We start from the raw sequence: 26,032 nt of genomic DNA, 5'->3' as shown, positions 1-26,032 counted from the left end.
CTCCAGACGCGGAGAGTTCTTTTTATGAGTGATAAATGTACCAATTACAGCCTGTTTGTTAAACTAACGTTTAGCTAGACTTGCTTAATCGGTATATAATAATCAAGTATCAGTACTTTCTGTCCGCGTTTCTGGGGCATTCCAAATCTTTGATCCGTATAAACTTCACATTTAAAGTAATTTTGCCAATCCACTTCATATCCATTTTGATGAATGGCTTCCATTGTCAGTCGATGTGCATTCGGATAGATATCATGCTCTTCGCCCTCAATCCAAGTTTTTGCAATGGTACAAGCTGGTATGTCATATGCTGCATACCCATCGGGCACAGGTGTATTAACTTTCATTAAAAAGCCTGCAACGTATGTAAATGTTTCATCCTCTTTGTTGAAATCTCTTACGTACCCTTCATAACCATTCGGCGTTTCGGCAGGACAATATTCAGTCATGTTTGCAAGGGTATCAAATGTGCCGTCGGAAAAGCATTGTTTCCACAACGATGGAATCGTTGGATATTTTGATGGAAAAATAGGATTAAAGTTTTCAATCTTGGTTCTAATTTCTTTTCCAACCATCTTGTATGGACCAAAATCAACAAATTCAATTTTTTTCAAATTAGCCATAGTCATCTTCCTTTCGCAGTAATAGGAACCCATAATTCATTTTGGGGATAGTGTCCTGGAGGATAAAAGCATTCAACTGCTGGCAAGTCTGCCAGTACATAATCTGATGTAGGAACCCAATCCGTATACAAACACTTCCATGCGTTTACGAGGTCGGCAGGATTTTGGGCTTCGAATACAACCCATTGGCTTTCAGGGAATGTTAGCTTTTCCATATCCGCAGGAGTTTCTTTTTCATATGGTACAGCCAAGTAATAGAAGAGAGTTTCATTTTTACCCCAGTCACCTCCTGATAAAATGCCCAATATGCCATTAGGTACTTTTTCAGGGTTTTCACCCATTAAACCAAGTAATTTGTCTCCAATGCCATTCATTCCTGCTTCTTGCCAGATTTTAGGTATGGAATTGAACGCATGATCAGTATTCACGCAATTTTTGAAGCCTGCAGCTGAAAACCCAGGATTTTTTTCAATTCTGTAGTTCATTTCTGTCCTCCCCGCAATCGAAATGTGGAAAGAAATACGTGGATAAGCCTTCATCTTTACCCCTGATTTACGAGTTGATGTTGGTGAAGTCCCGTGCAGTTCACGAAATGCTCGCGTAAATGAAGCATGAGATTTATAACCATATGTTTGTGCGATTTCGATCACACTTTTGTTGCTTTGCTGTAGCTCAAAAGCAGCAAGTGTCAGCCGTCTTCTTCTGATATAATCAGAAAGCGTCACCTCTGATATGAACGCAAACATTCGTTGGAAATGATAATTCGGGCAACAAGCTGCTTTTGCAGCTTGCTTATAATCAATTTCCCCAATCAGGTTGTCCTCAATATAGTCAATTGCTGCATTCATTCGATCAAGCCAATCCACTAATGGTCCTCCTTCCATATATAAGTCTAGCAGAAAAATAAACTGCCGCTTTGCAGTTGTTGTACAAAATATGCAAAAGAAAAAAACTGCTATTTATTTTTTTGTTGAGCAGGTGTAGTCCCCATTAATAAATAAAAGTTCCTAATTTGGTCAGTATCGGAACAATGTAGTTGAAATCAGTATATCTGAGCTATATATTTTAAACAATATGAATCTCAAAAAGCTCTATGTTCCACTTACAAAAGAAAATACGGAACTTTAATGTTTGTGAATTATTTGAACCTTTCGCTACAGCATGTTTTTTGTGCTCCTTCAGTTATTGGAAGTGCTTTACAGTCGATCGATAAGATACTACAATTTATAGGAACGTTAGTTCTGCATCTTATTAAGGCGCTTAACCAATTTGGTTCGTATACTCCACTATTGAGAGGTGATCATTATGGAAGCAGCTAGAGCAATAAATCTTATTGAGGAAGAGATCATTAATGACCTCAGAGGCAAGTTTGGATGGCATATTCAATCTGTAGAAGCAAACAACTTGGGATACGGAAATATGAAGTGGATCATGAAGACCGACAGCGAATCCTATTTTGTGAAGAAATATTGTAAAGTTAGGTACCGAAGAGGACTTGAAGACGTTCACGAAGCATTGCGGTATCAAGATTTGATGTATCGCGATGGCATACCTTGTCAGCCTGTATATTCGTACAATAATCGGTATATTCATCGTTTACAATCCGAAGAAGACTATATGATTACTGGTGTTAGTAAGGGGGAGCTTATCCAGGCAGGGACTGCTAATCTCCAACAAATGTACAGTCTTGGGGAAGCTACTGGAAGAATGCACAAATGGATGAGTATCCATATGCCTCGACGCATAGCTCTGCATTGGGAGTTGCCGAGCAAACATAAAATGATTGCCAGACTAGAGCTGAATTTGCATGAGACAGAGGAAGCAAATCACGAAAAATACGTACTAGCCATTCAAAAGCAGATGGAAATACTTAGCGGACTAGACATGGATATATTCAATGAATGCGCTAAGGGATGGGCCCATTGGGATATGCATGTTGACAATCTTTTGTTTTACAAGGATGGAGTTGCTGATATTGTCGACTTTGATCGAGTACAGTTTGTTTATCCTGATTTTGATATCTCACGAGCGTTGCTATCGTGTGCTCTTAAAGATGCCCAAATGCGATTGGATGCTGTAGAGGCTTATGTAGAAGGCTACAGGGTACATATGAGCTTATCTAATGAGCAACTCGTTCGATCCATTAAACTTACTTGGTATAAGGAGTTCAAGTGGGTACATGCGATGTATAGCAGTGAAAAGACAATGGGACGCTTTATTGATGAGATGATCTGGATCGGGGACAACTGGAACGAATTGAATGATATTTTTAAGCTCTGAATTGATTTTTTACATATATATCCACCTACTTTGCGGGTGGTATCAGCTTCGCTGGTACTACCCCAATTAGCTGTTCTTCGGTATCCCAGTTGGCCATACACTCATATCAAAAACATCCCGGATTCAGTCATACATTATATATCGAAACAAATCGGTGCCACTTCATCTTCGATTAGTCTTTATCCTCAAAGAGAAAATACACTTTGGGATCATTTGAAAGAAATTCGAAGTGAATACGACTTTGTAACTTTTACACTAAAAGAATATCGAATAGCATTTAAGCATCTTCATCAATTAGCTTTGGAAAATGGCGATGCCATGCATCTACTACATGAATGTATAGATTTTCTAAGAAAAAAGAAAATCATTCTGCCTGCTATCACTACACTTGAGAGATTGGTGTGGGAGGCAAGGGCAATGGCTGAAAAGAAGCTATTTAATACGGTTAGTCAAACTCTAACAAATAACCAAAAAGAAAAGCTTGAAGAGATCATTACTTCGCAGCATCCATCCGAATCCAATAAAACGATATTGGGTTGGTTAAAGGAACCACCGGGTCATCCTTCATCCGAAACATTTCTAAAAGTAATAGAACGACTCGAATACATACGAGGTATAGAATTAGAAACGGTACAAATTAATCATTTGCATCGCAATCGCTTGTTACAGCTATCTCGCTTAGGTTCAAGATATGAGCCTTATGCGTTCCGTGACTTTCAAGAAAATAAACGATACTCGATTTTAACCGTCTATTTATTACACCTTACTCAGGATTTAACGGATAAAGCCTTTGAAATTCACGACAGACAAATACTCAGTCTGTTATCAAAAGGCCGTAAGGCTCAAGAAGAAATTCAGAAACAAAACGGGAAAAAGCTGAATGAGAAGGTTATACACTATACGAACATCGGACAAGCTTTAATCAAAGCAAAACGGGAAAAACTAGACGTTTTTGAGGTTTTAGAATCGGTTATTGAATGGAATTCTTTTGTTTCTTCAGTGGAAGAAGCTCAGGAGCTTGCACGTCCTGCCGACTATGACTATTTAGACTTACTGCAAAAACGATTTTATTCTCTTAGAAAATATACGCCAACCCTATTAAGGGTATTGGAATTTCATTCCACAAAGGCGAATGAGCCACTTTTACAAGCTGTAGAGATTATACGAGGAATGAACGAATCTGGGAAGCGAAAAGTACCTGATAACTCACCTTTGGATTTTATTTCAAAACGGTGGAAAAAGCATTTATACGAGGATGATGGTACAACAATCAATCGGCATTACTATGAAATGGCTGTTTTAACAGAACTTCGGGAGCATATTCGGGCTGGTGATGTTTCTATTGTGGGCAGTAGACAATATAGAGATTTTGAGGAATATTTGTTTTCCGAAGATACATGGAATCAAACGAAGGAGAATACAAGATTATCGGTTAGTTTATCATTCAAGGATTATATTACAGAGAGAACTAGCAGCCTTAATGGGAGGTTACAGTGGTTAGCTGCTAATTCCAACAAGTTAGATGGAGTTTCTCTTGAAAAAGGAAAGCTGTCACTTGCACGATTAGAAAAAGATGTTCCAGAAGAAGCAAAGAAATTTAGTGCAAGCCTGTATCAGATGCTACCAAGAATAAAATTAACCGATTTACTGATGGATGTTGCCCATATAACAGGATTTCATGAGCAATTTACACATGCTTCTAACAAACGAAAACCAGATAAAGAAGAAACAATCATTATTATGGCTGCTCTTTTAGGAATGGGAATGAATATTGGCTTGAGCAAAATGGCTGAAGCAACACCCGGGCTTACATATAAGCAACTAGCCAATGTGTCTCAATGGCGCATGTATGAAGACGCAATGAATAAAGCCCAAGCTGTATTAGTAAATTTTCATCACAAGCTACAATTGTCTTCTTATTGGGGAGACGGTACAACATCCTCGTCAGACGGTATGAGAATGCAGCTAGGTGTTTCATCACTACATGCAGATGCAAATCCACATTATGGAACCGGAAAAGGAGCCACCATCTACCGTTTTACTAGTGATCAATTCTCTTCTTACTACACAAAGATTATTCATACTAATTCAAGGGATGCGATTCATGTTTTGGATGGTTTGTTGCACCATGAGACGGATCTAAACATAGAAGAGCATTATACAGACACTGCTGGTTATCAATACCTTTTTATAAAAAAGTTAGAATTTAATTGTGTTCTTTCATTATAGACATGTATTTAAAGAATGATTAAAAATGACTAACGACTCAAAGTCGTTAGCCATCATCTTCCATTAAAGCACTTAAATAAATGGAATTAACAAGAACCATCCTTACTATTTAGTTATATTTGAGGAGAGCGTCAAGGGACAATGGAAACTTCTCATGTGCTAATTCCTGCACAGCTTCAGCAAGAACTCTAATTTCGTATTGGGCATCCTCTGGGAGTCTTAAATTCAAGAAATGGGCTACACCTTGAAGAGAACCAGTCCAATAATATCTCACAAACATAGAGTAAGCAGGAAGAAATAATCGAGCTTGTTCTGGAGCCACACCAGCTTCCATGGCTTCTTCATAAAGGCGTTCACCTTCAGCAATATGCTCTTCAAGCTTCTTTGTAAAAACTCCTCCAGATAATTCACTTAAATTCTCGCCAGAGCCTTGTTTTGAATTTGCTGGTTTCGATCTCCACTCATTAGCATTAGGTATGTAAAACTCTGGTTCTTCAGTAATATAACGACGAGAAGATTCATTCCAAGCAACGAATGGGTCCTGAAATCCAGAACCAATGATATGCTTCCAATGTTGTCTTGCGACGTAAAGAGGGACGTAAACTTCAAATTGAAGTGAAGTGTGTCTGAATGGACTTGTGTGACCTTCACGAGCGAGAAAGTCAATGAGTCCCTTATCTTTATCGTCAAGAACGTCCTTTTTCTTGTTATAAGAAACACGAGCTGAATTTGTAACAGATAAGTCGGAACCCATGTAGTCTTGTAAGATCACATATCCACCATTTAAAATGTCAATTTTTTTCATTTTCCAAACCTCTCTCTAACCAAAAATTATTGTTGCTTAATATTTTAATCATTTTTTAAAAGTTTTACTTAAAATCTCTGAAACTGTTAGCTTAATAAATTTATTCTTTTATAAACATGAAAATAGTAGTTATATGGGTTTTTTTCATTCATAATTCCTTTTTCAACAGATTCTTCTTTCCATTCATCAAAATTAACTTCAGGAAAAAATGTGTCTCCCTCGAATTCATGATGAATTCTTGTTATATACATTTTTTCAACATAAGGTAAGAACAAACTATAAATCTGTTCTCCACCGAAAATAAAAATCTCTTCTTCATCTTTACATAACTCAAAAACATCTATAATTGAATGGGCAATTTCACATCCATCAAAATTAAAACCTTTATCTCGTGTCAGAATAATATTCCTTCTGCCAGGTAAAGCTATTCCGATAGACTCAATGTTCTTTCTACCTAATATAATTGAATGTCCATTTGTAGTATCTTTAACATACTTCCAATCATTCGGAATTCTCCAAGGAATGTCATTCTCTTTACCAATTACTCTATTCTTATCCATCGCAACAATTAAAGAAATCTTCATATATACTCAGCCTTTTTTAACTATTTTACCTTGCAATTTTTTATTTCTATTGAAATTTCTTTTTCCACTAAATGACCCTATATTTTAAGTACAATCTTTCAAAATCTCTTCGATATTTTAACATAAATATTCATGAATCCGATGTCATTGTACAAAAAAGACATTCAACATTTTTATGGCTTCGTCATATTACAAGAAAAAAATCAACAGGGAAAGGAAAAAGAGTGGGAACTTAAATATCCTCATACATTTTCCCATATTGAATTTTCAATTGTTCTTTAATTTCTTTATTTTCCTTTTCTAAATGCTTGACTCGCTTCCGTAAGGAAGCGATAATTACATCTTTTGATGCGTCACTCATATTCCTTTTAACTTGCTTTATTGAGGGGAGACCCTCTTGTTGTTTGCGAAGTGTTTCGATTCGATCTCGGAGTTTTGTATTTCTGTATAGAAATGCCTTTGAAACCCCTGATTCTGCAGATATAGAGTTAAAATTGATTTTCATTTGTTTTTTTATCATCTTTTTGATCGCTTCTTCAACTTTTTGAATGGACTTTTCCGTTTTCAACTTCGCATATTTTATAATACCTTCAGTATTTGGGGTTTCATTAGACATTTTGCATCACCTTCTCACGTTCATCTCCAACATACTCACGTCTAGTTTTATCTAAACCAAAGATTCCACCAGTATGTAGTAAACCATTTGCTAATTCTTTATATCTTTTTAATTTGGGTTCAATTAACTCAATGGAACGTAACCTTCCGGATTTTTTGTATACTTCAATATCAGCTTCCATTTTAGATATCTGTTCTTGATAATAGTCGAGAAAAGTCTTGTCAACGTGAAAACTTCGGCAGTTGTTTTTAATACATGGTGGTTCCAATGTCTGTTCAAGAAAATCACAATGAAGTTTTGGGCTTTTTACACAAAACCCATGATCTAAACGAATGGAGTCCATGTTGTGACGTATCCACTCCAGTTCAACTCCATTTTCTTTAGCCTGTTGAGCTAAATCAGCGACAATAACTTCTCCACGTGTATCTAATCTTACTGCGCCATTATCTCGAGCCTTTTCCCATTCATCACGGAGTGTCTGGTCATGAATTTGGGCATAGACTAATGTCATTTCAGGACTGGCATGTGCCATCAATTTTTGAACATGAAGGATATTCATTCCGTTATTAATCAAATTAACACCGTAACGGTGTCGAAATGCATGATTTTTAAACCAATAAATTTCTCCATCCTTGTCCTTAATATTACATCTGTTAGCTAGTTTATTAAGGTTCAGCTTTATGGAATCCTGCGATATGGGATTACCCATCCTTTTCCCTTTAAGTACTGGAAACAAATATTTCTTAGGGTTCGTGTCTAAAGAGGATCTCTTTTTTGTAATTTCTTGCTGCACCAAGACAACATTAGCAATTTCTTCTGAAATAGGAACTTTATGATTTTTATAACTTACTTTTCTTTGATCTCCGATAATCCACCAGCCATCTTCTTGTTTTACTAAGCAGTCAATTATAAGTGATAAAACGTCACTAATTCGAAAACCTGTAGCTTCCATTAGAAGAATTATAGGTATATGATCTGAGGAAAGTTGGTTAATATGGCAAACTAACTGTTCCCATACTTCATCCGGAATATATTTAATTTCATCAGCCTTTGCTCTTTTCTTTTTAGGAATATCCTCAATTGACAATAGTGAAATAACTGACTTTATCGGAGCTTCTTCCCATTCGAATTTTTGTATGTATGAGATAAACGTTTTAAGGTCTATTAAAAAACGATTTACATAATTGTGATCTGGATTAATTAAATATTTTCCTTTTTTAATAGTAGAATGTCGCAAGTATTCAATATACTCCTCAATATCCATTCTAGATAGCTGATTTAATTCTTTCCACTCAGGATATTTCTCCTTCAAAAAGGTGAAGAAAAACAAAAGTCTATTTAAATAACATATTGCTGTAGAAAAGCTAATGGATTGCTGAACAACTAGGCAAGTCTTTATATATTTTTTAAATAATTGTCTATAAGGTTGCGGAATTTTCGAAAAGTCTAATGAATATCTACTGATTGTATTGTTATAATTAATCTTCAAATTTCGTACATCCCAACAATCCTTATCTGTTTCTTCTCGTTCGTCATAAAAGTAATAATAAAAATCATAAACTTGAAGAAATAGTCTAATATACAATGATGGTTGAACTGTTGGTGACATCCACGGTGATGACTTTTTCCGGTGTACAATCTCAACTGATTTTCCTTTCTCTACAAGAAATGTTCGATACTCTATTAGAAACTTTTCTTTCGGAATATCAATAATAGAATCTAAATCAGCATAATATCGAGAGATGAATTCTGTAAAAACTTTAAGACATGGATAATAATGCATAAAAGCATAGATAATCGAGATCCTTGTCTCCTGTAACCCCTTATAAAAATAATATTTTAATTCATTTTTTAATCTAAGATTGTGTACCTTATCAAAAATCAATTTTCTATTCCAATCATAATGTTTATCCAAAAAGGGACATTCTTGTACATCCCACACATCATTTGCCCAATATCCAAGTAATGGTTCATTTATCTGTTCCAAATGATGGGGAAGGGGTTTTATTTTGAATGTGTTCTGTATCATTATTTATCTCTTCTTCCCATTTTTTTATTTGAATGAGCTTGTTCCCAGCTTTCACGTATGGTTTCATCGGATGCATGGATATAAGTCTGTATGGTTGTTTGAACGTGTGCATGCCCTAATAACCTCTGTATGATGGCAATATCAACTCCTGCTGCGTGTAACTCTGTGGCATATGTATGCCGGAGCATATGAGGGGTAAAATCTATTCCTGTTTTTTTCTTCATCCGTTTAATTAAAGAACGTACAGAACCATCAGTCATTGGTTTACCACGATTTGGTCCAGTTAAGGTGATAAAAACATAATTGCTATCAATTTCGTAAGAATGATAGTCTATTAGATAATCTTGAAAGAGATTCATAGTCTCAATAGACACATAAACTTTTCGTTTTTCTCCATCTGATGTTTTGGATTTCCTCACCGTAACAGCGTTTTTACCTATATCAAAATCCTCTACCCACAAAGAAAGGGCCTCTCCAATCCGTAATCCTCCTTCATATAATATACGGAATAATAATTCATCCCGTATATTGCTGCACGCATCATGGATCACTTGGATTTGATTTTTACTCAAAGTTTTGATTAAACGCTTTGGTTCCTTAATCTTTAAAATGTTTTTATCATAAGAATTCCCTTTTGTAATGTGATGAAGGAAAGGTTTGAAAGTCTTAAAACGCCCTGGGGCTTGCTTTATTAATTGATCATTTAAATTCCCCCCGTAATCCTCATTACGAGTCAAATAGTCATAGAACCCTATGACACACGTTATGATGGTATTGACCGTTTTTTCTGATCGTTTCGCTAAGGTTGCTTCAAAATAAATGACTTTTGTAGATTGATCAGGGATTCTCAGCCAACCGATGAATTGAGCTAAAATATCAAGGTTTACTTCTTGATATTCTAATCTACACTCCTCTAGGAATTGAAAGTAAAGCTTTAGATGGTAACAGTATGACTTTAGTGTGTTTTCAGCTTTTCCAATGTTATCTAAATACTTTATATACTTTGCAACTGAAGTAACTGGATGCCCTCCATTGTCAATTAACAGATATCTTTTCTTCTCATGAATGAGAACTTCTTGTACTTTCAAAATTTCCCCCCATGTCTAAAATCATTTCGTTAGATACTATATATCCATAAAATTCATAGTACATATAATGAATCTATAAGGAAATAAAAAAGAAGTAGTTGATAACATGAGATACGTTAATTACTACTTCTAATACTAGTACAATTAATGCTGGTTACACAGACCAAATATTCGGATTGACTCATTTATTAGGATTTAAATTTGCTCCAAGAATAAGGGATTTATCAGACTCGAAATTATTTACAATAGATAAAGCAAGTGAATCTCCAAAATTAGAAGCCATTTTACGTGGACAAATAAATACAAAGGTCATTAAAGAAAATTATGAGGATGTTTTGCGATTAGCTCATTCTATAAATGAAGGAACAGTTTCAGCATCCCTTATTATGGGGAAACTAGGTTCTTATTCAAGACAAAACAGCTTGGCTACCGCTTTACGTGAGATGGGCCGAATAGAAAAAACGATCTTTATTTTGAATTATATTTCGGATGAATCATTAAGAAGAAAAATACAAAAAGGATTGAATAAAGGAGAAGCGATGAATGGACTGGCAAGAGCTATTTTCTTCGGAAAACAAGGAGAGCTTAGGGAACGAACCATACAGCATCAATTGCAAAGGGCCAGTGCCTTAAATATAATCATTAATGCCATCAGTATCTGGAATACTTTACATCTAACAAAGGCAGTTGAATATCAAAAACGGTCAGGTAGTTTTAATGAAGAATTATTGCACCATATGTCACCTCTAGGTTGGGAACATATTAATTTACTTGGAGAATACCATTTTAATTCGGAGAAAATGGTCTCGTTAGATTCTTTAAGACCCTTGAAACTTTCTTAACGTTGTTAAAACTGGGGGAATAGTCGGGGAAATGGGCTTAGCGTTGTAAATCCGCATTTTCCTGACTGTACCCCTATTTGATCCAAATTACATTCACTGGGTTAGGTTTGTATCATTCCGCCGATTATAAGGGGAGTTTTGTGTCACAGTCTCACAGTACCGCCATTTACAGGGGGAGATTTGTGTCACTAACGCTTAATACGAGGGGAAATTTGTGTCAAAAGCTCTTCCATTTCTAGTCTGATAGTACACATTCTCTTTATGCTTTGTGTCTTATTTATCCATATTATTTACTGCAATACGCATTTCTTCATCAGTTAAGTGTGTATAAATCATTGTGGTTTGTATTGATGAATGCCCTAATTGATTCTTTAATCTTGGTACATCATTATTCTCCATGTGATATCTTGTTGCAAACGAATGTCTCAATGAATGAACTGATAAAGACGGTTTCCCAAAGGCTGTGGCGTACTTTTCAATCAACTTCTCTATAGACCTAGCTGTTAATCGTCGGTTTTTTCCTTTACGACCAACTGGTGCTGCCATAAACAAATAATTGTCGTTTTTCTCTGCTTTATATCGTTCTTCCCGGATTTCAAGGAAATTTTCTAAATCCCACAAAGCTTGCTTGCTAAAATATACATACTGTTCTTTGTTACCTTTTCGCAATACTCGAACTTGACCTTTAACGATGTCTAGGTCTTCTATATTTATGCCAGCGACTTCTGACAATCGTAATCCTGATCCCAGTATTAAAGAAACGATGGCTGTGTCACGTTCACGATTAAATTCATGAAAGTGTTTAAGTCGTTTGTTATCTTTGTTAATTACACCATAGTCATGGGCAACAAATTGACGAAAAGTCTCAAAGTCATCTTCTCTGAGTATTTTACCTTCAATCCGATTCGCAATGGTTTCTTGAGTCTCTTTAACAGTGTTGAATTCCATTTTTGCCATAACATTGCGCAATATATATGGCTTCAAGTCAGGAGTTTCTGCTTTGTTTTGTAGATAATCAAACAATGATTTGAGAGCCGATAATTTGCGGTTTATCGTATGACTGGAGTTGTTCAACTGATATTCGAGAAAAGATAGAAAATTCTCAATCTCCCTGACCGTCAATTTCTCCAGAGTTTCTAAACCTATACTTTTACGGCTATCAGCAGCATAATTTTCCGATACTAACCAATCAAAAAAAATGATGTAGTCATGGCAATAATTCAAAAGGGTTGTGTGCGATAACTTCCGTTTACGACTATCTATGTATTCCCCCTCGTATTAAGCGTTAGTGACACAAATCTCCCCCTGTAAATGGCGGTACTGAGAGACTGTGACACAAAACTCCCATTATAATCGGCGGAATGATACAAACTTAACCCAGTGAATGTAAATTGGATCAAATAAATGATATCATATTCTGTAACGCTGTTAATAAGGGGAGGTTTGTGTCAAGTAGTACGGCAATCGGTACAAGTTCTTGTCCTCGACTCGGGACAAGAACTTGTACCGCGATAAAACAAAAAAGCCGCTATTTTAGCGACTTTCATTGGGAATATGTTCTTGTCCCCCGACAACCAGAGATTAATAGCTCTGCCTGAGTTAATACATGGGCTTATCAATTGCTCAGATGACAACTCATCCCCTTCTAATGTACAGTCAGACTTGAGCAATACCGCCATCTACGAACAATTCAATGCCGTTCACATAGCTGCTTTCCTCCGAGGCCAGAAACATCACCGCGTCGGCAATCTCCTCCGTCTTGCCCAAGCGGCTTAGCGGAACGACATTCTTCGCCGATTCAAGGACTTGATTTAGCGACTCGCCAAACAGATCATCATAAGCTGGCGTGTGGACCCCGCCTGGGCTCAGTACATTAAGTCGTATCCCAGTGCCTTTCAAATCCATTATCCAGCTCCTCGCCATCTGACGGAGAGCCGCCTTGCTACCTCCGTAGACACTAAACCCTGGGTCGCCAATCGTACCCGCCGTCGAACCGGTTATGATGATGGTTCCCGTCATATTTGGAAACAGCGGCAAAGCCTTTTGGATGGTGAACAAAGTACCCTTGACGTTCACGTTGAAGGTCTTGTCGTACTGCTCTTCCGTAATTTGACCCAAGGGCAGGATGCTGCCAAGTCCAGCGTTTGCGAATAGAATATCCAGATGTCCTTTCTCCTGTTTTACCGTATCAAACAGTCTGTCCAAGTCCTTCAAATTAGAAATGTCACCTTGAACGCCGGTAACCCGGTCACCGATCAATTTTACTGCCGCGTCCAGCTCGCTTTGTCTGCGGCCGGTAATGAATACGTAGGCCCCTTCCGAAACGAATCGTTGCGCCGTGGTAAGCCCGATCCCGCTTGTTCCTCCAGTGACAAGTGCTACTTTTCCTTCAAATTTCCCCATTTCTATATGCCTCCTATTGAAATTAATGTATCCACCTGGACCTTAAAGCGTTAAAGATTTAACGTCATCGCGCATTCGTTATATGACTTCCCCATTCGCCCTTCGGTTGCAACCAGCTGACGCTTCTATCCACAATTAAATCGCCCAGTGTTCCTTCGTAATTCTTGCGGTATGGTTTAGTAAATTCTTCTGCAAGCCAGCTATCTCTCGTGCCTTGCCATGTTTCATAAATGATCAAGTCATCCGGCTGATCCAGATCGTCCGAAACAATGGCGCTAATGAATGCCTTCTCGGATGACATCTCCTCAATAAGGGAATATAGCTCCTTGCGGAAATCTTCTTTTTTCCCTGGTTTAGCTTTGAATCGTATATTCAGTTGAACTTGTTGATTGGACATGTTGACTCCTCCTGTAAGTTTCATATTTTGCAGCGATTCCGTTACGACATTTATCATAGCGCTAGATGTATAATTAGACAGTAATATAGATTACGCTGAAAAGTATACAGTCGAAGGAAAATTCATACAGGTCATGAAATCAAGCTAGTTCTTTCATCGCTTTTTCGATATGAATCATGACCGTTCTACGGCTGGTCACGAGAATACCTTCATTGGATAGTTCCTGTAAGGTAAGCGATACTGCTTCTCTTGTGGCACCGATCATATTGGCCAATTCTTGATGAGTTAGGGGAATATCGATTTTTTGGTATCCATTTTCTTCTATACCGAACTTTTTAGATAGTCGGTTGAGAAAGTAAAGCACTTTACCACGCAGATCCCTAAAAACCAATTTTTCCACCAATTCATCCGTATCTCGCAGGCGTTTGCTTAGTTCCGATAAAAATCGTAAAGACAATTCAGAATACTTGCTTAAAAGCGGTTCGAATTGTTCGGTCGGGATCGAAAAAACAATCGAGTCTTCCATCGTCTCCACATAAGTCCCTCTTGTGCCCAATGAAAACGTTTCAACTTCCCCAAACATGCCGCCTTCGCTTAGAATGCAGACCGTATGTTGTTTGCCGGCCGAATTGGTTTTGTATACGCGAAGTTTACCGGCGATTACGAAAAACAAGCCATTCCTTTCATTATCGGGCGTCTGAAGAATAGAGTTTTTTGAAAGCTTATACGTATTGGATCTTGTTACCAATTGTTCGATTTCACGGATAATTTCTGCCGGAAGCGATTCAAATATCTTTATTTGTGGCAAAAATGATATTATGTTTTCCATCGCCTCATAATGTAACATTTTGCCCCTCCTTTCAATGTTGCGAACGACAACCGCTCCACTCTCCACGATACTCGTTCCTCGTGTAACATAACCTATAGTGGAGTGTTACATTCATCATAAACCACCACAATTTCCTCTTCTGTAATCCAGATTACAAACCCTATTTTCAGACAATCATTTTAGCGCTGGGGCCAACTATCAACGTCATTTGCGATCGCATTTTCACCAGGCAGTTCCCTTTCCAAATGTTCACCAGAATGCTTGGAGCGTACAAGGAGGATGAGATGGATTCCTTGCTGCAGGGCAAAATAAGTAATCAACTTCGCCACAGAAAATGATGCCCCGGTCTGAATCTTAAAGAAAGAAAAAAGCAGTCGATCATTTGACCCGCTGTTAGTTGAATTATTTAAATAACATTTCCCATTTAGCAAGACATTGCTAATATTCATTAATATTTTCCAAATCCTCTTTCACAAGAAATGCCTGAGTTAAGGATGTCATGCAGGCTCTGCTTGGATTCATTTAATTTTTGCTGAGCCGCTTCAATTTGCGCAATTTTATTTTGTACCAGGCTCACATGCTCCTCCTTCGACATTCCGTTTCTAGAGATCATGGATTTGATATCCTGAATCGAAAAGCCAACTGCCAAAACTACTTGTATTAAAAGCATCCTTTATACGTGAAATAGTAAAATCACTAATCGGCCTAGGCAAATCCTCTAAATTGAAAAAATTACATTCAGTTACTTCTTCCACATCTGGCTGTGGTTGTTGATTGTCGACCACTCGGGACAAGAACTTGTACCGATAAATCAAAAAAGCCGCTAAGTTAGCGACTTTCAATGGGACTAGTTCTTGTCCCCCGACATCAGCTTCTAACTCGGTTACCTGTTCGCTTGAACTTGAAGTATTAATCCAATTAATAAGCCTTCGAATAATCCTATCGTCATATCCATCTGTCATTCTGACAATCCTTGAATTATCTGTGCCCTTTAAACGAATTACTTGTATTGACGAAACTTCACTGTCAGTTAGTTTGTGACTCATCGCTGGGTGCATTAACACCATCCAATATTGAAAAGTTGATTACCCCCTTTGGCCCACATCAAAATAATACATCTCCACCAAATGAGAAATATCCTCTTTTATTTTTGGCTTTTTTGCCCATTTTGCCCATACAGTTATCAAACTATCCTGCCTGTTAGCTTCTTTTATTTGCAGTCATCGATTAGATCATATCGGAATGTAACAATGTTCTTGTCATCTGTCGGGAATGTTATCAAGTTCTTGTCATTGTGTTTTGACAAGATCTTGATAACATAAATATATAAAGCCGCATAATCAGCGGTTTCTAATGATACTATGTTTTTGTCACCCGACATTTGGATTTCAATGTTTTTTTATTGAGCTGTGTGTCCCCCGACAGACAGCCATAATCGGAAGGACAGCAGCGAAGAAAGATAAAGTAACCACTTTACGATAAATCGATTTTCGTTGATATATGCGTCTACCCTTGAAATTGAGCCATCTGAGCATTACTTCTTTAGCTCCTTCAATATCCCCAATCATGCTGAGGTAAAATGGCATCGTTGATATTGGCCATATTGTTCACAATACGCTCAAAGGGTTTTTCTAATATGGAGCCTAGGGGGATCGAACCCCTGACCTCATCGCTACCAGCGATAAAAGTGCATTTTTGTTTTGTCAATGTTGTTGCAGTGGGTCACCACACAGATATCCCCATCCCCCTACAAAATGACATATACGTTATTTCACAATTTCATCCTGGCTATTGACCCATATAATCCTGCTCAGAAATGAAAAAGACACGGAAACACATCTCCCGTGTCTAAGCGATTCGAGACTCTATTGGCTCAACTCTGCCACTTCACTTAAAATCTTTTCCCCACCCTGTTTATTCCACTTGTCTACAAACTCATCAAAAGAGTCGATTGGAGCACTACCCATTACGATTTTGGCAAAGGTTTCTTTCTCGAGTTTCTGCAGATTCGCCCATCTCGAAGTCATGGTGTTTGTCTGACCATAGTAAAGGCTGTACACTTCCTTAATATTTGTATCTGTAGCCAGTGGTCGACCGCCAACCATAATAGAGACGAGTCGCGGAAGATTGGATGCGATAAGATCGCCTCCGCCATCCAGATCCCAGTTGTTAATCGAGTAATCATCCAACGGCTCTTTTTTCAGCTTCTTGATTGCGTTCATGTCATCCTTCAAAAGCTTATGCGAACTGAAATCGACAGCATTCATGTCTATTTCGCCTTTTACATACTTGCTGAGCATATCATGGGATACTTCAATTTCATTCAGATTGTCAAATACGGTAAACAGCGGATATGCGCCTCCTGTGCCTGGATTTTTACCCAGACCGTTTTCCACCCATTTCGGTTCATCCCGAATCAGGAGATTAATAATTTTTAGAGCTGCTTCCGGGTATTTGAAATTTTTATTTACAACCAAAAATTGACTGGCTGGAGCCGACATATGGGCATAGAAATTACCGTCATCCGCCTGTGGATAAGCATAAGCCTGCCAATCCTGGGGAGGGTTCTTTTTATACGCATCGGCGATCGTGTATCCTGTCCACCAAGGTCCAAAGAAAATACCGGCTTTTCCGTCAAGAATCAGTGGCAGGCTGTCATCCCGTACCAGGAGTTCCTTATCGATCAAACCTTCCTTATACATTTCGGCCAGCGTTTGCAGAGCTTGCTTGGTCTCCGGTTGTGTCGAACCGTAAACTACGTTTCCGCTGCCATCCTTCAGCCAATACGACGGGAACGATTTGTGGGCAGCAAAAATCGGATCCAGTCCATACAGGTTTCCGTCTGTGCCGCTGAGGACACCGGACTTGGACGGACCGACGATGCCAATAGTATCCTTCTTTCCATTACCGTCAGGATCTTGTTCGATAAAGGCTTTAGCAACCGCTTTCAACTCATCAAGATTTTTAGGCGCTTGAAGCCCCAGCTTGTCCAGCCAGTCCTGACGTATCCACATTTCATTCATACCTGATGCTTTAGGTGAAGGAGCCGGAATAGCCATCATTTTCCCGTCAGATTCAACTAATTGTTTCAACGTATCCCCACCGCTATTGTAGAAATTTTTCAGCATATCACTGCCTGAGGTATTAAATACATCTGTCAAATCCGCAAGCTGATCGTATTTCTGCATCGTTTTGAACTGTGTCAAATTTACGATCGCAGCATCCGGAAGATTATTCGAAGAAATGGCCAAACTGATTTTCTGGTCCCAATCGGACGGTGAGCTGACCCAATCGTACTTCACATCAATATTGAACTTCTTTTTGATTTCATCAATAAATTCATTATTTTCGATCGACTTACCGTCATCAAACTTTGAATTCGGATCAAGCGTACGAACTAGGTGAATGGTCACCGGTTCACTATACTTTCCAAACGGGTCCGGAGATGAGGAAGAAGGTGATGTTACTGTTACATCGTTTCCTTGGTCTTCTGTGGATGTGCCGCTACATGCTGCCATACTTGTCATAACGATTGTCAATAGCAAACCCAAAACTAGCATTCTTGTCACTTTCATTGCAGTTCCCCCTTATTGTGTAATAGTCCAATCACTATAATTCAATTGCACAGAGGTACAATTAAAATCAGTGCATGTCATTCTTTCACCGAACCGAGCGTAATGCCGGTGATAAAAAACTTTTGCAAGAATGGATAAATGATCAGAACTGGAACCATCGCGATAAATATTTTCGCTGCGTTTAAGGATTTGTTATTCAGTTGTGAGGACAGTTTAATCTGTTCCGTATCCATATTAGATAAATTGAGACTCACCACCAACTGCTGAATGTAAGTCTGTAACGGATAATTCGACTGCTTCGTGCTCAAAACCAAGCCTTGAAAGAATTCGTTCCAGTATCCTACGACTGTGAACAACGTAATGGTTGCAATGACTGGCGCCGAAACCGGAACATAAATTTGCAGAAATGTACGCCAGGGGCCAGCCCCGTCCACATAAGCAGCTTCCTCCAATGCGGATGGTACATTTCTGAAAAAGTTGATGACCAGAATGACACTGAATATCGGTAAGCCGCCAGCGAGCACTAATCCCCAAATTGAATCGATTAAACCATAACTGCGGATGGTAAGGTACCAAGGTATGGTTCCGCCGTTGAAAAGCATACAAAATATGAGCACCCACATATAAACATTCCGGTGAGGTAATTGCCTCGATGTTCTTGACAAAGGAAATGCCATCATCAAGACTGCCCCGAGAGTCACGATTGTGCCAAGCACAACTCTTTTCACAGATACCCAAAAGGACATGAAAAAAGCCGCTTCAGAAACAATTTTTTGATAAGACAGCAAATTAAATCCCACCGGCCAGAACGTAACCGCACCCGCATTAACTGCCGACTTTTCACTAAGCGAAATCATCAGGATGTACCACAGAGGCGTCAGACACAATAATGTAATTAAAGTCAGAAAGCCTGCATTTAGACCATTGAACATTCTGGCCCCTAAAGATTTGTGTTCAATCAAAATGCCACGTCCAATCCGTTATAAATTGTTAAAAGATCTTATATCCCGTAAATTTATTCGCTAATACGTAACTGAATACGATTAGAACAAAACTGACAACCGATTTCAGGAGTCCAACCGCAGTAGCAAGGCTGAATTGCAAGTCGATCAGACCTGCCCTGTATACCCATGTATCAATAATATCCCCGGTGGAATAAACCAATGGATTGTACAAGTTATATATTTGGTCAAATCCGGCATTCAGCACATTTCCTAGAGAAAGGATGATCAACAGTATAATTGTGGTTCTAATGCCGGGAAGCGTAATATGTATTAGCCTTTTAAACCGGCCTGCGCCATCAATGGCTGCTGCTTCATGCAGAGACGGATCAATGGCCGTGAGGGCTGCAAGATAAATGACCGCATTATATCCGAAGCCTTTCCATATATCCGATCCAATGACCAACGGTCTGAACAAATCCGGACGCCCGAAGAATACAATCGGGTCAATGCCGAATATCCCAAGAAAATTGTTTACAGGACCCGTTGTGCCAAAAATGTTGAGCACGATACTCCCGAGAATAACCCAGGATAAAAAGTAAGGAAGATATACGATAGTCTGAATCGGTCTAACCAGTTTTTTTATCGTAAGTTCATGAAGTAACAACGCAAATATCAAAGGAAAAATAATGTTTCCGATTAATTTGCCTACCGCAATGATAATCGTATTGATAAATACCTGGTGGATATCATCCATGCTGAACATGTAGCTGAAATTTTCCATTCCGATCCATGGAGATTTCATTATCCCTAACGTCGGGTTATAATCCTGGAAAGCCATCACGATGCCAAACATCGGGACGATACTGAATAAAATCAGCCAAATATAACCGGGCGCCATCATGATCCAGTAATGCTTCAAATTCTTTTTGCTGTACATGCTACCGATTTTCCCCTTCCCGTACTTCAAATGTCATTTTGAAAGAAGTTGGTGATAAAGCGCATTCATAAATCCTTTGATTTCGCTTACCAACTAACTATAGCATCGATAAAATTTTGCAAGTATAGAGAGATATCCACGAAAAAGCGGTGTTTTATCACATGCACCCGAGTACTTTTTTGCTTATAGCACTATCATTTTACATTTACAGAACAATACACATCATGTTTAATTTTCGTCTCTAGACACAAAAAAGGCTGCTACGGTGCTAACTTTTGAGTTAGTCTCGCAACAACCTCCCGCGGCCTATTTTATTCCGTTTCGTTTTCTGTATTCACCGGGTGTCATTCCCGTAAAATCGCTGAATACCCGGATAAAATAGTTAACATCCTCATAGCCAATTTTCTGTGCAATATCCGAAACCAGACTTTCGGTCTCGACTAATAACATTTGAGCAGTCCGAACCCGCTCCTGGCGGACAAACTCATTAAATGCCATTCCGGTGTATTTTTTAAAATTGACGGAAAAATAACTCCTGCTTAGGTTAACGGTTTGGGCAACGTCCTCTACATGCATCTTCGTCCCCAAATGTTCCTTTGCATAAATGACCGCTTTCATAACACAAACCTGTATGTTACCGTATTTGGCCTCTTGTGAAGCTGTTTTGTACAGCCCCTCCCTGAAAGAAGTGATCCATTCAAAGAAGTCATCGAGATCTTTATATTCCTGTAATACTTTTTCGACAACACCGATATTTTCTTCAGCCACACTCGTTAAAGGAAGCAGCACCTGCGCAGCTCTCCACATAGGGATATGAAGGGCTTTCGTACGATTACATAGATGTTCAAAAGTCATGTCATCATACAACCAATACATCTGCTTCCATTTATCAACGAGATGCTCCCATTCATGTTCATTAAAATCCTGAGGATTACTGTCAGCTTCAGGCATCTTAATTTTTCTCTTCACAGTTCCTTCGACTTTTTTACTGATATCTCTAAGCAGTTCATTACAGTCAGCGCTTTCCATCTGCAATTTTGAAATATAATCGATGGCTCCCATTCGCAACGCACTCTGTACATAATGAAAGTCTTCGTGAAAGGTAAGCACGACAAAAAGTACCTCGGGATAAAGCGCTCTGCTTTTCTCCATCAAAGCAATACCGTTCATGACGGGCATTTCTAGATCTACAAATAATACGTCAACCGGTGATTTTTCTAAAAAAGACTTTTCTAAAAATTCCAGCGCTTTTTCACCATTCTGTGCCTCACCAACAACATGCATCCCATACTTTTCCCACTCCATCATTGAAATGATACCCTGCCGAGCCAGGCGGTCATCATCTACAATCAACACACGATACATACCAGCTTTTTCTCCTCCTTCGCTGTCTCATTCTTGCCGGGGCGGCGCTATCGATTTCTCACGATCTATCGGTAACAGCAAGGTGACCTTCGTTCCCTGGGTGAGCTCGCTTTCAATATTAATGATGGCTTCTTTTCCATAGAATGATTCCAGCATGTAATGCACATACCGCAGACCAATGCCCGACATTTTTCTGTCACCATCCGAGGTTTTTAGCATCGTTTGTTTAATGCTGTCCAGTTCTTCAGTAGTGAGCCCCTTTCCGTTATCTTCCAACACAATGATTACAGCATTGCGCTCATCCGAGTGAGACACGCTAATGCTAAGGCATCCCTTATCCCCGAGACCATGATGAATCGCGTTTTCCGCAATCGGCTGTAGAATCATCCGTGCTGTGGGTGTTTCCAGATAGTCTCCTTCTTCCACCTTCAGATCCGTCTGAAAATCATAGCGCATTTTTTGTAAATGAAGATAAGAGTGCAGCATTTTCAATTCTGTCCTTACCGTTGCTTGCTTATCGATTTTGCCGAGACTATAAGCCAGAATATAATTAAGCTCCGTTATAAAGGTTTGGATTTTAGTTTGTCCATCCATTTTGGCAAGCCAGTGTATGGAATGAAGAGCATTCATCAAAAAATGCGGATTGATTTCATGATATATTTTCTCGATTTCGAGCTTATGTTTTTCTTGAGACACTTGCTCGGCATCCAGCATAAGATTGTGAATTTGTTGTTTCATCGTATTAAATTGTCGAAACAGCCGATCAAATTCGATGACACCGCTGTGAACCGAAACCGTATTCAAGTCACCTCTGCCCATTTTTCTCATCTCGCTCATAAATACGGTAAGCGGTGTATAAATTAAGCGGGACAAGACGAAGTAAGATGCGCCAAACAATAATAACGCTAACAACAAAATACTTGTGACGTCTCGTATCCACGCGAACAGTTCACGATTATAGTCGGCACTGGGCAATAACAACACGTTGGCATATCCCATATCCGACGGGAGTCGAACGCCTACATACTCTCCGGATTTTCCAAATAGGCCGCTGCCCACCGTTTCCTCATCAGTCATCTGAAACTGTTCCCCGCTACCAAACGTGTCATCACTTGAGTACTGGATTCTATTGTCGGCATCCAGTTGCAGCAGAACATAATTCATACCTTGAGATTTGGAAAGGTTTTCGATTTGCTCTTTGGCCTCGAATCTGGACTCGATGTAAATGACAAGCTCCCTTCCGTCCCCGATATTGATTTTACGAAGCATCGATAAAACCTGATAATCCCCCAAGCCTTTGACATTCGATAGATGCAAGGAGTGAAAGTAAAAGTTCCCGTTTTGTTTTAGCACATGAAATCGTTGGGGTGCGTTCGTCGGCAAAAAATTATAAAAATAATATTTGCCTATTACCGGATCAAAATATGCTCTGCAAATGAGATCAGTATTCGCGAAAGTGATCTTAACCAAACTATCTAGAATCTGTTCTCCAGTCTGATATTTATCAAAATTTGAATTGGCCTGAAAATAATTATCCAATAAAGAGCCAACGTTACCCTCAGGCGCCATCTGCTGGGAGATCTGGGTCATATTCATATACTTTTCCGTCGTTTTTTCAGTAATCTGCTGCAGGTCGACTACCATTGACGTCTTTAATTTATTCTTCTGTATGGAGTGGATTGTCTGATAAGAGATCAGCACTAATATCAGTAAAACGACAATACTCTCGATCACTATTATGAAAACCAGTCGCTGTTTTAAGGTTTTGAACGCAAAGAACTTTGATGCAATTTTCACTTGATTCATCATCCTCATATCATTTTTCCCCATCGAATCTTGAAGCACGATAAAATCATAACTTTAATCGTTCTGTACAGAATGACGCTAGTTGATGGCACCATATGAGAAAACGTTTGCACCGATGCACAAAAAAAGAAAAGATCCCATTCTAGTAAGCGCTTACGACCTTTGGGAAGCAAAATAGCTCGATCCTTGTCACTCGACTCATTATAAACTCAAATAATAAAAGCTCACAATAGATACTTGAGGAAAGTACGGGAATAGATCTTATTTTATAACCAAAGTAGATTTCAGAAAAAATTGCCCGCGCCGAACCGATCCGCAGCTTTAACCAAACGCTGGAGAAGCGATAGCGGATGGATCGCGAGGTGTACTAGGCTAACCTGCGTGAAAAGGAGCGCGAGCTGTTGCAACTGCAGGCCCAGATCAACCCGTAGTTCCTGTTCAATACGTTCGAAACGATCGACTCCTACGCTTCCCGTACATCGGCGAAGCGGTCGGCGACATGGTGCGGTCGGTCTCGCGCATGTTGCGCTTTACTATCCGTAACGATGACGGCTGGGCCCCGCTCCGCGAGGATCTGGATTACATCCGGAAATTCCTGACCATCCATTACTACCGGAACGGTCGGGACGTGAGCGCCCGGTTGGATATCGATCCGGCAGCCATGGACGTGCCTGTCATGAAGCTCAGTATTCAACCGTATATCGAGAACGCGACCAAATACGTCCGGAGCCCCAACATGACGGTGGACCAAATCAAGCTCACCGTAAAGGTGTCCCTGCAGGAGAATCACCTGGAGGTCGACATCCAGGATACGGGCACCGGCATGCCGCCGGACGTGCTTCGCCGCATCCGGCAGCTGATCGCGGAACAAGGCGAGTCGAAGGATCCCTATTCCGGTCGCATACCGGCGTACGCAACACCTTCCTCCGGCTGTTCCTCGTCTACGGCAGCGAAGCGAAGGTCGTCGAGAGCGAGCCCGGCGAGGGAACGCGGTTCCGGTTCCGGATTCCATCCGGACGGCCGGATGGCTAAGTCCCACTGCGCGATGAAACGACAAATAGGCAGTCCCGAACGTAGATCCGTTCGGGACTGTCTCTGTCATAAGTTTTCCGGTGTTCCGGGAGGTTATTTGACGGTCTTGACCCACGTGCCGCTCTCCGCCGAAGCCATGATGGCGTCGGAAATCACATGAATGCGGTAGCCGTCATGGAAGCTCGGCGATACGTCGGTATCATTGACAATGGCGGAGATGAAGTCGTGCGCTTCGATGATTTTCGTCTCGCCGTATCCGATGCCGAGCGCCGGAATCGGCCAAAGCGCCGGGCCGTTCGGATGCGCCGGACCCGTATAGATCGTCCGGAATCCGCGGTGGTCGTCCGAATCGTCGGCGAAGCAGACCTGCAGCTCGTCGCGGCGCTCATAGTTGAACGTGATGGAGCCTTTTTCGCCGTGAATTTCGAACGTCAGAAAGTTGTTGCGTCCCCACGCGTTACGCGTCGCCTCAATGCTACCGACCGCCCCGTCCTCGAACCGGAGCAGCGTGCTGATCTCGTCGTCGACGTCGACTGCGTCCTTCTTGACCTCGCCCGAAGCTTTCACCGTACCCAGCTTATCGACCGGCCCGGAAGATGCCGGACGCTCCTTGATCCAAGTCTGGGCCGTGCCCATGACCTCCGTAATTTCGCCCACCAGATAGCGAGCAAAATCGATGACGTGGGTGCCGATGTCGCCCAGCGTGCCCGATCCCGCGATGTCCTTCCGGAACCGCCAGGACAGCGGTGAATTCGGATCAGCTGACCAGTCCTGCAGGTAGGTCCCGCGGAAGTTCAGTACGCGGCCGATGGCGCCTTCCTCGATATATTTCTTCGCCAGCGCGACGGCGGGCGTCCGGCGGTAGTTGAAAGCGACCATGTGCTTTACGCCGGCTGCGGTTACGGCATCCAGCATCTGCTTGGCTTCCTCTGTCGTGCGGGCAAGCGGCTTTTCGGAAATAATGTGCTTTCCAGCCTTAGCCGCCGCGATCGCGATTTCGGCATGCGTATTGTTCGGCGTCACAATGTCGATAATGTCGATGGATGGATCCTCGACAACCTTTCTCCAGTCGGAGGCGTAAGACTCGAAGCCATAACGGGCTGCCGCTTCCTGCGCCAGGTCGTCCCGGATATCGACGACCATCTTGCGGATTGGAATCGCTGGCGCCGGCCAGAAGAACATCGGCATCCCCGCATAGGCGAGCGAGTGGGCCTTGCCCATAAAACCGCCGCCGATCATTCCAACATTTAATGTACGCATTTGCATTCTCTCCTTTTCTGTCTGTACCTGCTCGTTCGGGGCGAAACTTCCGCGTTTGCTTATACGCCTTATTTCCTAGCCGAATCCTGAATCGTTTTTGGGCGCATCCGCATGGCACACGGTCTTCCACGAACCCAGGATGTATTCCTGATTGACGGGCAGCGCCGGAACCGCAACATATGGAGATGTCTCCTTGCCGAGCAGTGCATAGGCGGCCAGGATGGCCTCCGCTACGCCCTGGTCGTATGGTAGCTGGGGCCGAGCCCCTTGATCATGCCGCGTCCGTCGCGTCGCCGGCCTTATTCGTATTCTTGTTCGATCCTCCGTTGCTGCAGGCTGTGAGCAGTAGCACGCAGACTAGCATTATGGAAAGCAGGGCCGATCTTTT

22 protein-coding genes and 3 pseudogenes are annotated in these 26,032 nt (G+C 40.5%); 5 read left to right on the top strand and 20 right to left on the bottom strand.

What is annotated here, in order from left to right:
* Window positions 1-74 precede the first annotated feature (74 nt).
* Together AK95_RS14665 and AK95_RS14660 are read right to left on the bottom strand one after the other, a co-directional pair.
* Window positions 75-623, bottom strand: a complete 549-nt coding sequence (locus tag AK95_RS14665) for a GyrI-like domain-containing protein (RefSeq protein WP_071220731.1) — start codon at window positions 621-623, stop codon at window positions 75-77.
* 2 nt (window positions 624-625) lie between these two features.
* Entirely contained in the window at window positions 626-1,489 is an 864-nt protein-coding gene (locus AK95_RS14660) for an AraC family transcriptional regulator (RefSeq protein ID WP_071220730.1), read from the bottom strand.
* A gap of 439 nt (window positions 1,490-1,928) precedes the next feature.
* Here AK95_RS14660 and AK95_RS14655 point away from each other — a divergent pair, with 439 nt between their 5' ends.
* Together AK95_RS14655 and AK95_RS14650 are read left to right on the top strand one after the other, a co-directional pair.
* Window positions 1,929-2,903, top strand: a complete 975-nt coding sequence (locus AK95_RS14655) for a phosphotransferase (RefSeq protein ID WP_071220729.1) — start codon at window positions 1,929-1,931, stop codon at window positions 2,901-2,903.
* Between the two features lie 63 nt (window positions 2,904-2,966).
* Window positions 2,967-5,081: pseudogene (locus AK95_RS14650) on the top strand (Tn3 family transposase); the annotation flags it as partial.
* A 160-nt stretch (window positions 5,082-5,241) separates the two neighbouring features.
* On the opposite strand, the gene thyX reads toward AK95_RS14650, so the two are convergent.
* The 5 genes from thyX to AK95_RS14625 all read right to left on the bottom strand — a co-directional run bounded on the left by thyX (window position 5,242) and on the right by AK95_RS14625 (window position 10,254).
* Entirely contained in the window at window positions 5,242-5,937 is a 696-nt protein-coding gene (gene thyX, locus AK95_RS14645; protein ID WP_059040594.1) for an FAD-dependent thymidylate synthase, read from the bottom strand.
* A gap of 86 nt (window positions 5,938-6,023) precedes the next feature.
* The gene (dfr, locus tag AK95_RS14640) at window positions 6,024-6,521 is read right to left on the bottom strand and encodes a DfrD/DfrG/DfrK family trimethoprim-resistant dihydrofolate reductase (RefSeq protein ID WP_059040595.1); all 498 of its coding nucleotides are present in this window, start codon (window positions 6,519-6,521) and stop codon (window positions 6,024-6,026) included.
* Between the two features lie 232 nt (window positions 6,522-6,753).
* Window positions 6,754-7,137, bottom strand: a complete 384-nt coding sequence (locus AK95_RS14635; protein ID WP_059040596.1) for a DUF6262 family protein — start codon at window positions 7,135-7,137, stop codon at window positions 6,754-6,756.
* The gene (locus AK95_RS14630) at window positions 7,130-9,166 is read right to left on the bottom strand and encodes a tyrosine-type recombinase/integrase (RefSeq protein ID WP_071220728.1); all 2,037 of its coding nucleotides are present in this window, start codon (window positions 9,164-9,166) and stop codon (window positions 7,130-7,132) included. Before AK95_RS14630 ends, AK95_RS14635 begins: the two co-directional genes overlap by 8 nt.
* Window positions 9,166-10,254: a tyrosine-type recombinase/integrase gene (locus AK95_RS14625; RefSeq protein WP_071220727.1), complete on the bottom strand. Its 1,089-nt coding sequence runs from the start codon at window positions 10,252-10,254 to the stop codon at window positions 9,166-9,168. Before AK95_RS14625 ends, AK95_RS14630 begins: the two co-directional genes overlap by 1 nt.
* Window positions 10,255-10,394: 140 nt before the next feature.
* On the opposite strand from AK95_RS14625, the pseudogene AK95_RS14620 reads away from it, so the two are divergent.
* Window positions 10,395-11,096, top strand: a pseudogene (locus tag AK95_RS14620) (Tn3 family transposase); the annotation flags it as partial.
* 273 nt (window positions 11,097-11,369) lie between these two features.
* On the opposite strand, the pseudogene xerS reads toward AK95_RS14620, so the two are convergent.
* The 12 genes and pseudogenes from xerS to AK95_RS14565 form a co-directional block, all read right to left on the bottom strand.
* Window positions 11,370-12,374 (bottom strand): annotated as a pseudogene (gene xerS, locus AK95_RS14615) (tyrosine recombinase XerS); the annotation flags it as partial.
* Between the two features lie 378 nt (window positions 12,375-12,752).
* Window positions 12,753-13,499: an SDR family NAD(P)-dependent oxidoreductase gene (locus AK95_RS14610; protein ID WP_071220724.1), complete on the bottom strand. Its 747-nt coding sequence runs from the start codon at window positions 13,497-13,499 to the stop codon at window positions 12,753-12,755.
* A 64-nt stretch (window positions 13,500-13,563) separates the two neighbouring features.
* Window positions 13,564-13,896 carry a putative quinol monooxygenase gene (locus AK95_RS14605; RefSeq protein ID WP_071220723.1) on the bottom strand — a complete coding sequence of 111 codons (333 nt, stop codon included), beginning with the start codon at window positions 13,894-13,896 and terminating at the stop codon, window positions 13,564-13,566.
* A gap of 139 nt (window positions 13,897-14,035) precedes the next feature.
* Window positions 14,036-14,791 carry a Crp/Fnr family transcriptional regulator gene (locus AK95_RS14600; protein ID WP_235613117.1) on the bottom strand — a complete coding sequence of 252 codons (756 nt, stop codon included), beginning with the start codon at window positions 14,789-14,791 and terminating at the stop codon, window positions 14,036-14,038.
* Window positions 14,792-14,904: 113 nt separating this feature from the next.
* On the bottom strand, window positions 14,905-15,174 hold the full coding sequence (locus AK95_RS14595) for a hypothetical protein (RefSeq protein WP_071220721.1): 270 nt from the start codon (window positions 15,172-15,174) through the stop codon (window positions 14,905-14,907).
* The gene (locus AK95_RS33445; protein ID WP_235613116.1) at window positions 15,174-15,338 is read right to left on the bottom strand and encodes a hypothetical protein; all 165 of its coding nucleotides are present in this window, start codon (window positions 15,336-15,338) and stop codon (window positions 15,174-15,176) included. Before AK95_RS33445 ends, AK95_RS14595 begins: the two co-directional genes overlap by 1 nt.
* Complete coding sequence (locus tag AK95_RS34140) at window positions 15,328-15,687, bottom strand: hypothetical protein (protein ID WP_162487578.1); 360 nt, start codon at window positions 15,685-15,687, stop codon at window positions 15,328-15,330. The genes AK95_RS33445 and AK95_RS34140 overlap by 11 nt, the downstream gene beginning before the upstream one ends.
* 903 nt (window positions 15,688-16,590) lie before the next feature.
* Window positions 16,591-18,300: an extracellular solute-binding protein gene (locus tag AK95_RS14585; RefSeq protein ID WP_071220719.1), complete on the bottom strand. Its 1,710-nt coding sequence runs from the start codon at window positions 18,298-18,300 to the stop codon at window positions 16,591-16,593.
* A gap of 77 nt (window positions 18,301-18,377) precedes the next feature.
* Window positions 18,378-19,262 carry a carbohydrate ABC transporter permease gene (locus AK95_RS14580; RefSeq protein ID WP_071220718.1) on the bottom strand — a complete coding sequence of 295 codons (885 nt, stop codon included), beginning with the start codon at window positions 19,260-19,262 and terminating at the stop codon, window positions 18,378-18,380.
* Between the two features lie 28 nt (window positions 19,263-19,290).
* Complete coding sequence (locus AK95_RS14575) at window positions 19,291-20,181, bottom strand: ABC transporter permease (RefSeq protein ID WP_071220717.1); 891 nt, start codon at window positions 20,179-20,181, stop codon at window positions 19,291-19,293.
* Between the two features lie 306 nt (window positions 20,182-20,487).
* Window positions 20,488-21,546: a response regulator transcription factor gene (locus AK95_RS14570; RefSeq protein WP_071220716.1), complete on the bottom strand. Its 1,059-nt coding sequence runs from the start codon at window positions 21,544-21,546 to the stop codon at window positions 20,488-20,490.
* A 27-nt stretch (window positions 21,547-21,573) separates the two neighbouring features.
* Complete coding sequence (locus AK95_RS14565; RefSeq protein ID WP_071220715.1) at window positions 21,574-23,361, bottom strand: sensor histidine kinase; 1,788 nt, start codon at window positions 23,359-23,361, stop codon at window positions 21,574-21,576.
* A 511-nt stretch (window positions 23,362-23,872) separates the two neighbouring features.
* Here AK95_RS14565 and AK95_RS14560 point away from each other — a divergent pair.
* Complete coding sequence (locus AK95_RS14560) at window positions 23,873-24,544, top strand: sensor histidine kinase (RefSeq protein ID WP_162487581.1); 672 nt, start codon at window positions 23,873-23,875, stop codon at window positions 24,542-24,544.
* On the opposite strand, the gene AK95_RS14555 is transcribed toward AK95_RS14560, so the two are convergent.
* Complete coding sequence (locus AK95_RS14555; RefSeq protein WP_071220713.1) at window positions 24,478-25,644, bottom strand: levoglucosan dehydrogenase; 1,167 nt, start codon at window positions 25,642-25,644, stop codon at window positions 24,478-24,480. The two genes, AK95_RS14560 and AK95_RS14555, sit on opposite strands and share 67 nt — an antisense overlap.
* Window positions 25,645-25,755: 111 nt before the next feature.
* Here AK95_RS14555 and AK95_RS34135 point away from each other — a divergent pair, with 111 nt between their 5' ends.
* Window positions 25,756-25,896, top strand: a complete 141-nt coding sequence (locus tag AK95_RS34135) for a hypothetical protein (protein ID WP_162487580.1) — start codon at window positions 25,756-25,758, stop codon at window positions 25,894-25,896.
* Window positions 25,897-26,032: the final 136 nt, after the last annotated feature.

It is taken from the genome of Paenibacillus sp. LC231, assembly GCF_001860525.1.
In the GTDB taxonomy this organism is placed as follows: domain Bacteria; phylum Bacillota; class Bacilli; order Paenibacillales; family Paenibacillaceae; genus Paenibacillus_AQ.
The sequence above is the reverse complement of the archived record's forward strand: the minus strand, read 5'-3'. Positions and strand labels throughout refer to the sequence as shown.

Bases quoted from the DNA above. Each gene is read 5' to 3' on its own strand.
- AK95_RS14575 (WP_071220717.1), bottom strand. From the start codon at position 20,181: ATGTACAGCAAAAAGAATTTGAAGCATTACTGGATCATGATGGCGCCC.
- AK95_RS34135 (WP_162487580.1), top strand. From the start codon at position 25,756: ATGGCACACGGTCTTCCACGAACCCAGGATGTATTCCTGATTGACGGG.
- AK95_RS14630 (WP_071220728.1), bottom strand. From the start codon at position 9,166: ATGATACAGAACACATTCAAAATAAAACCCCTTCCCCATCATTTGGAA.
- AK95_RS14655 (WP_071220729.1), top strand. From the start codon at position 1,929: ATGGAAGCAGCTAGAGCAATAAATCTTATTGAGGAAGAGATCATTAAT.
- AK95_RS14565 (WP_071220715.1), bottom strand. From the start codon at position 23,361: ATGAGGATGATGAATCAAGTGAAAATTGCATCAAAGTTCTTTGCGTTC.
- AK95_RS14585 (WP_071220719.1), bottom strand. From the start codon at position 18,300: ATGAAAGTGACAAGAATGCTAGTTTTGGGTTTGCTATTGACAATCGTT.
- AK95_RS14595 (WP_071220721.1), bottom strand. From the start codon at position 15,174: ATGAATATTAGCAATGTCTTGCTAAATGGGAAATGTTATTTAAATAAT.
- AK95_RS14610 (WP_071220724.1), bottom strand. From the start codon at position 13,499: ATGGGGAAATTTGAAGGAAAAGTAGCACTTGTCACTGGAGGAACAAGC.
- AK95_RS34140 (WP_162487578.1), bottom strand. From the start codon at position 15,687: ATGACAGATGGATATGACGATAGGATTATTCGAAGGCTTATTAATTGG.
- AK95_RS14605 (WP_071220723.1), bottom strand. From the start codon at position 13,896: ATGTCCAATCAACAAGTTCAACTGAATATACGATTCAAAGCTAAACCA.
- AK95_RS14560 (WP_162487581.1), top strand. From the start codon at position 23,873: ATGTTGCGCTTTACTATCCGTAACGATGACGGCTGGGCCCCGCTCCGC.
- AK95_RS14665 (WP_071220731.1), bottom strand. From the start codon at position 623: ATGGCTAATTTGAAAAAAATTGAATTTGTTGATTTTGGTCCATACAAG.
- thyX (WP_059040594.1), bottom strand. From the start codon at position 5,937: ATGAAAAAAATTGACATTTTAAATGGTGGATATGTGATCTTACAAGAC.
- AK95_RS14635 (WP_059040596.1), bottom strand. From the start codon at position 7,137: ATGTCTAATGAAACCCCAAATACTGAAGGTATTATAAAATATGCGAAG.
- AK95_RS14555 (WP_071220713.1), bottom strand. From the start codon at position 25,644: ATGCGTACATTAAATGTTGGAATGATCGGCGGCGGTTTTATGGGCAAG.
- AK95_RS14570 (WP_071220716.1), bottom strand. From the start codon at position 21,546: ATGTATCGTGTGTTGATTGTAGATGATGACCGCCTGGCTCGGCAGGGT.
- dfr (WP_059040595.1), bottom strand. From the start codon at position 6,521: ATGAAGATTTCTTTAATTGTTGCGATGGATAAGAATAGAGTAATTGGT.
- AK95_RS33445 (WP_235613116.1), bottom strand. From the start codon at position 15,338: ATGATCTCTAGAAACGGAATGTCGAAGGAGGAGCATGTGAGCCTGGTA.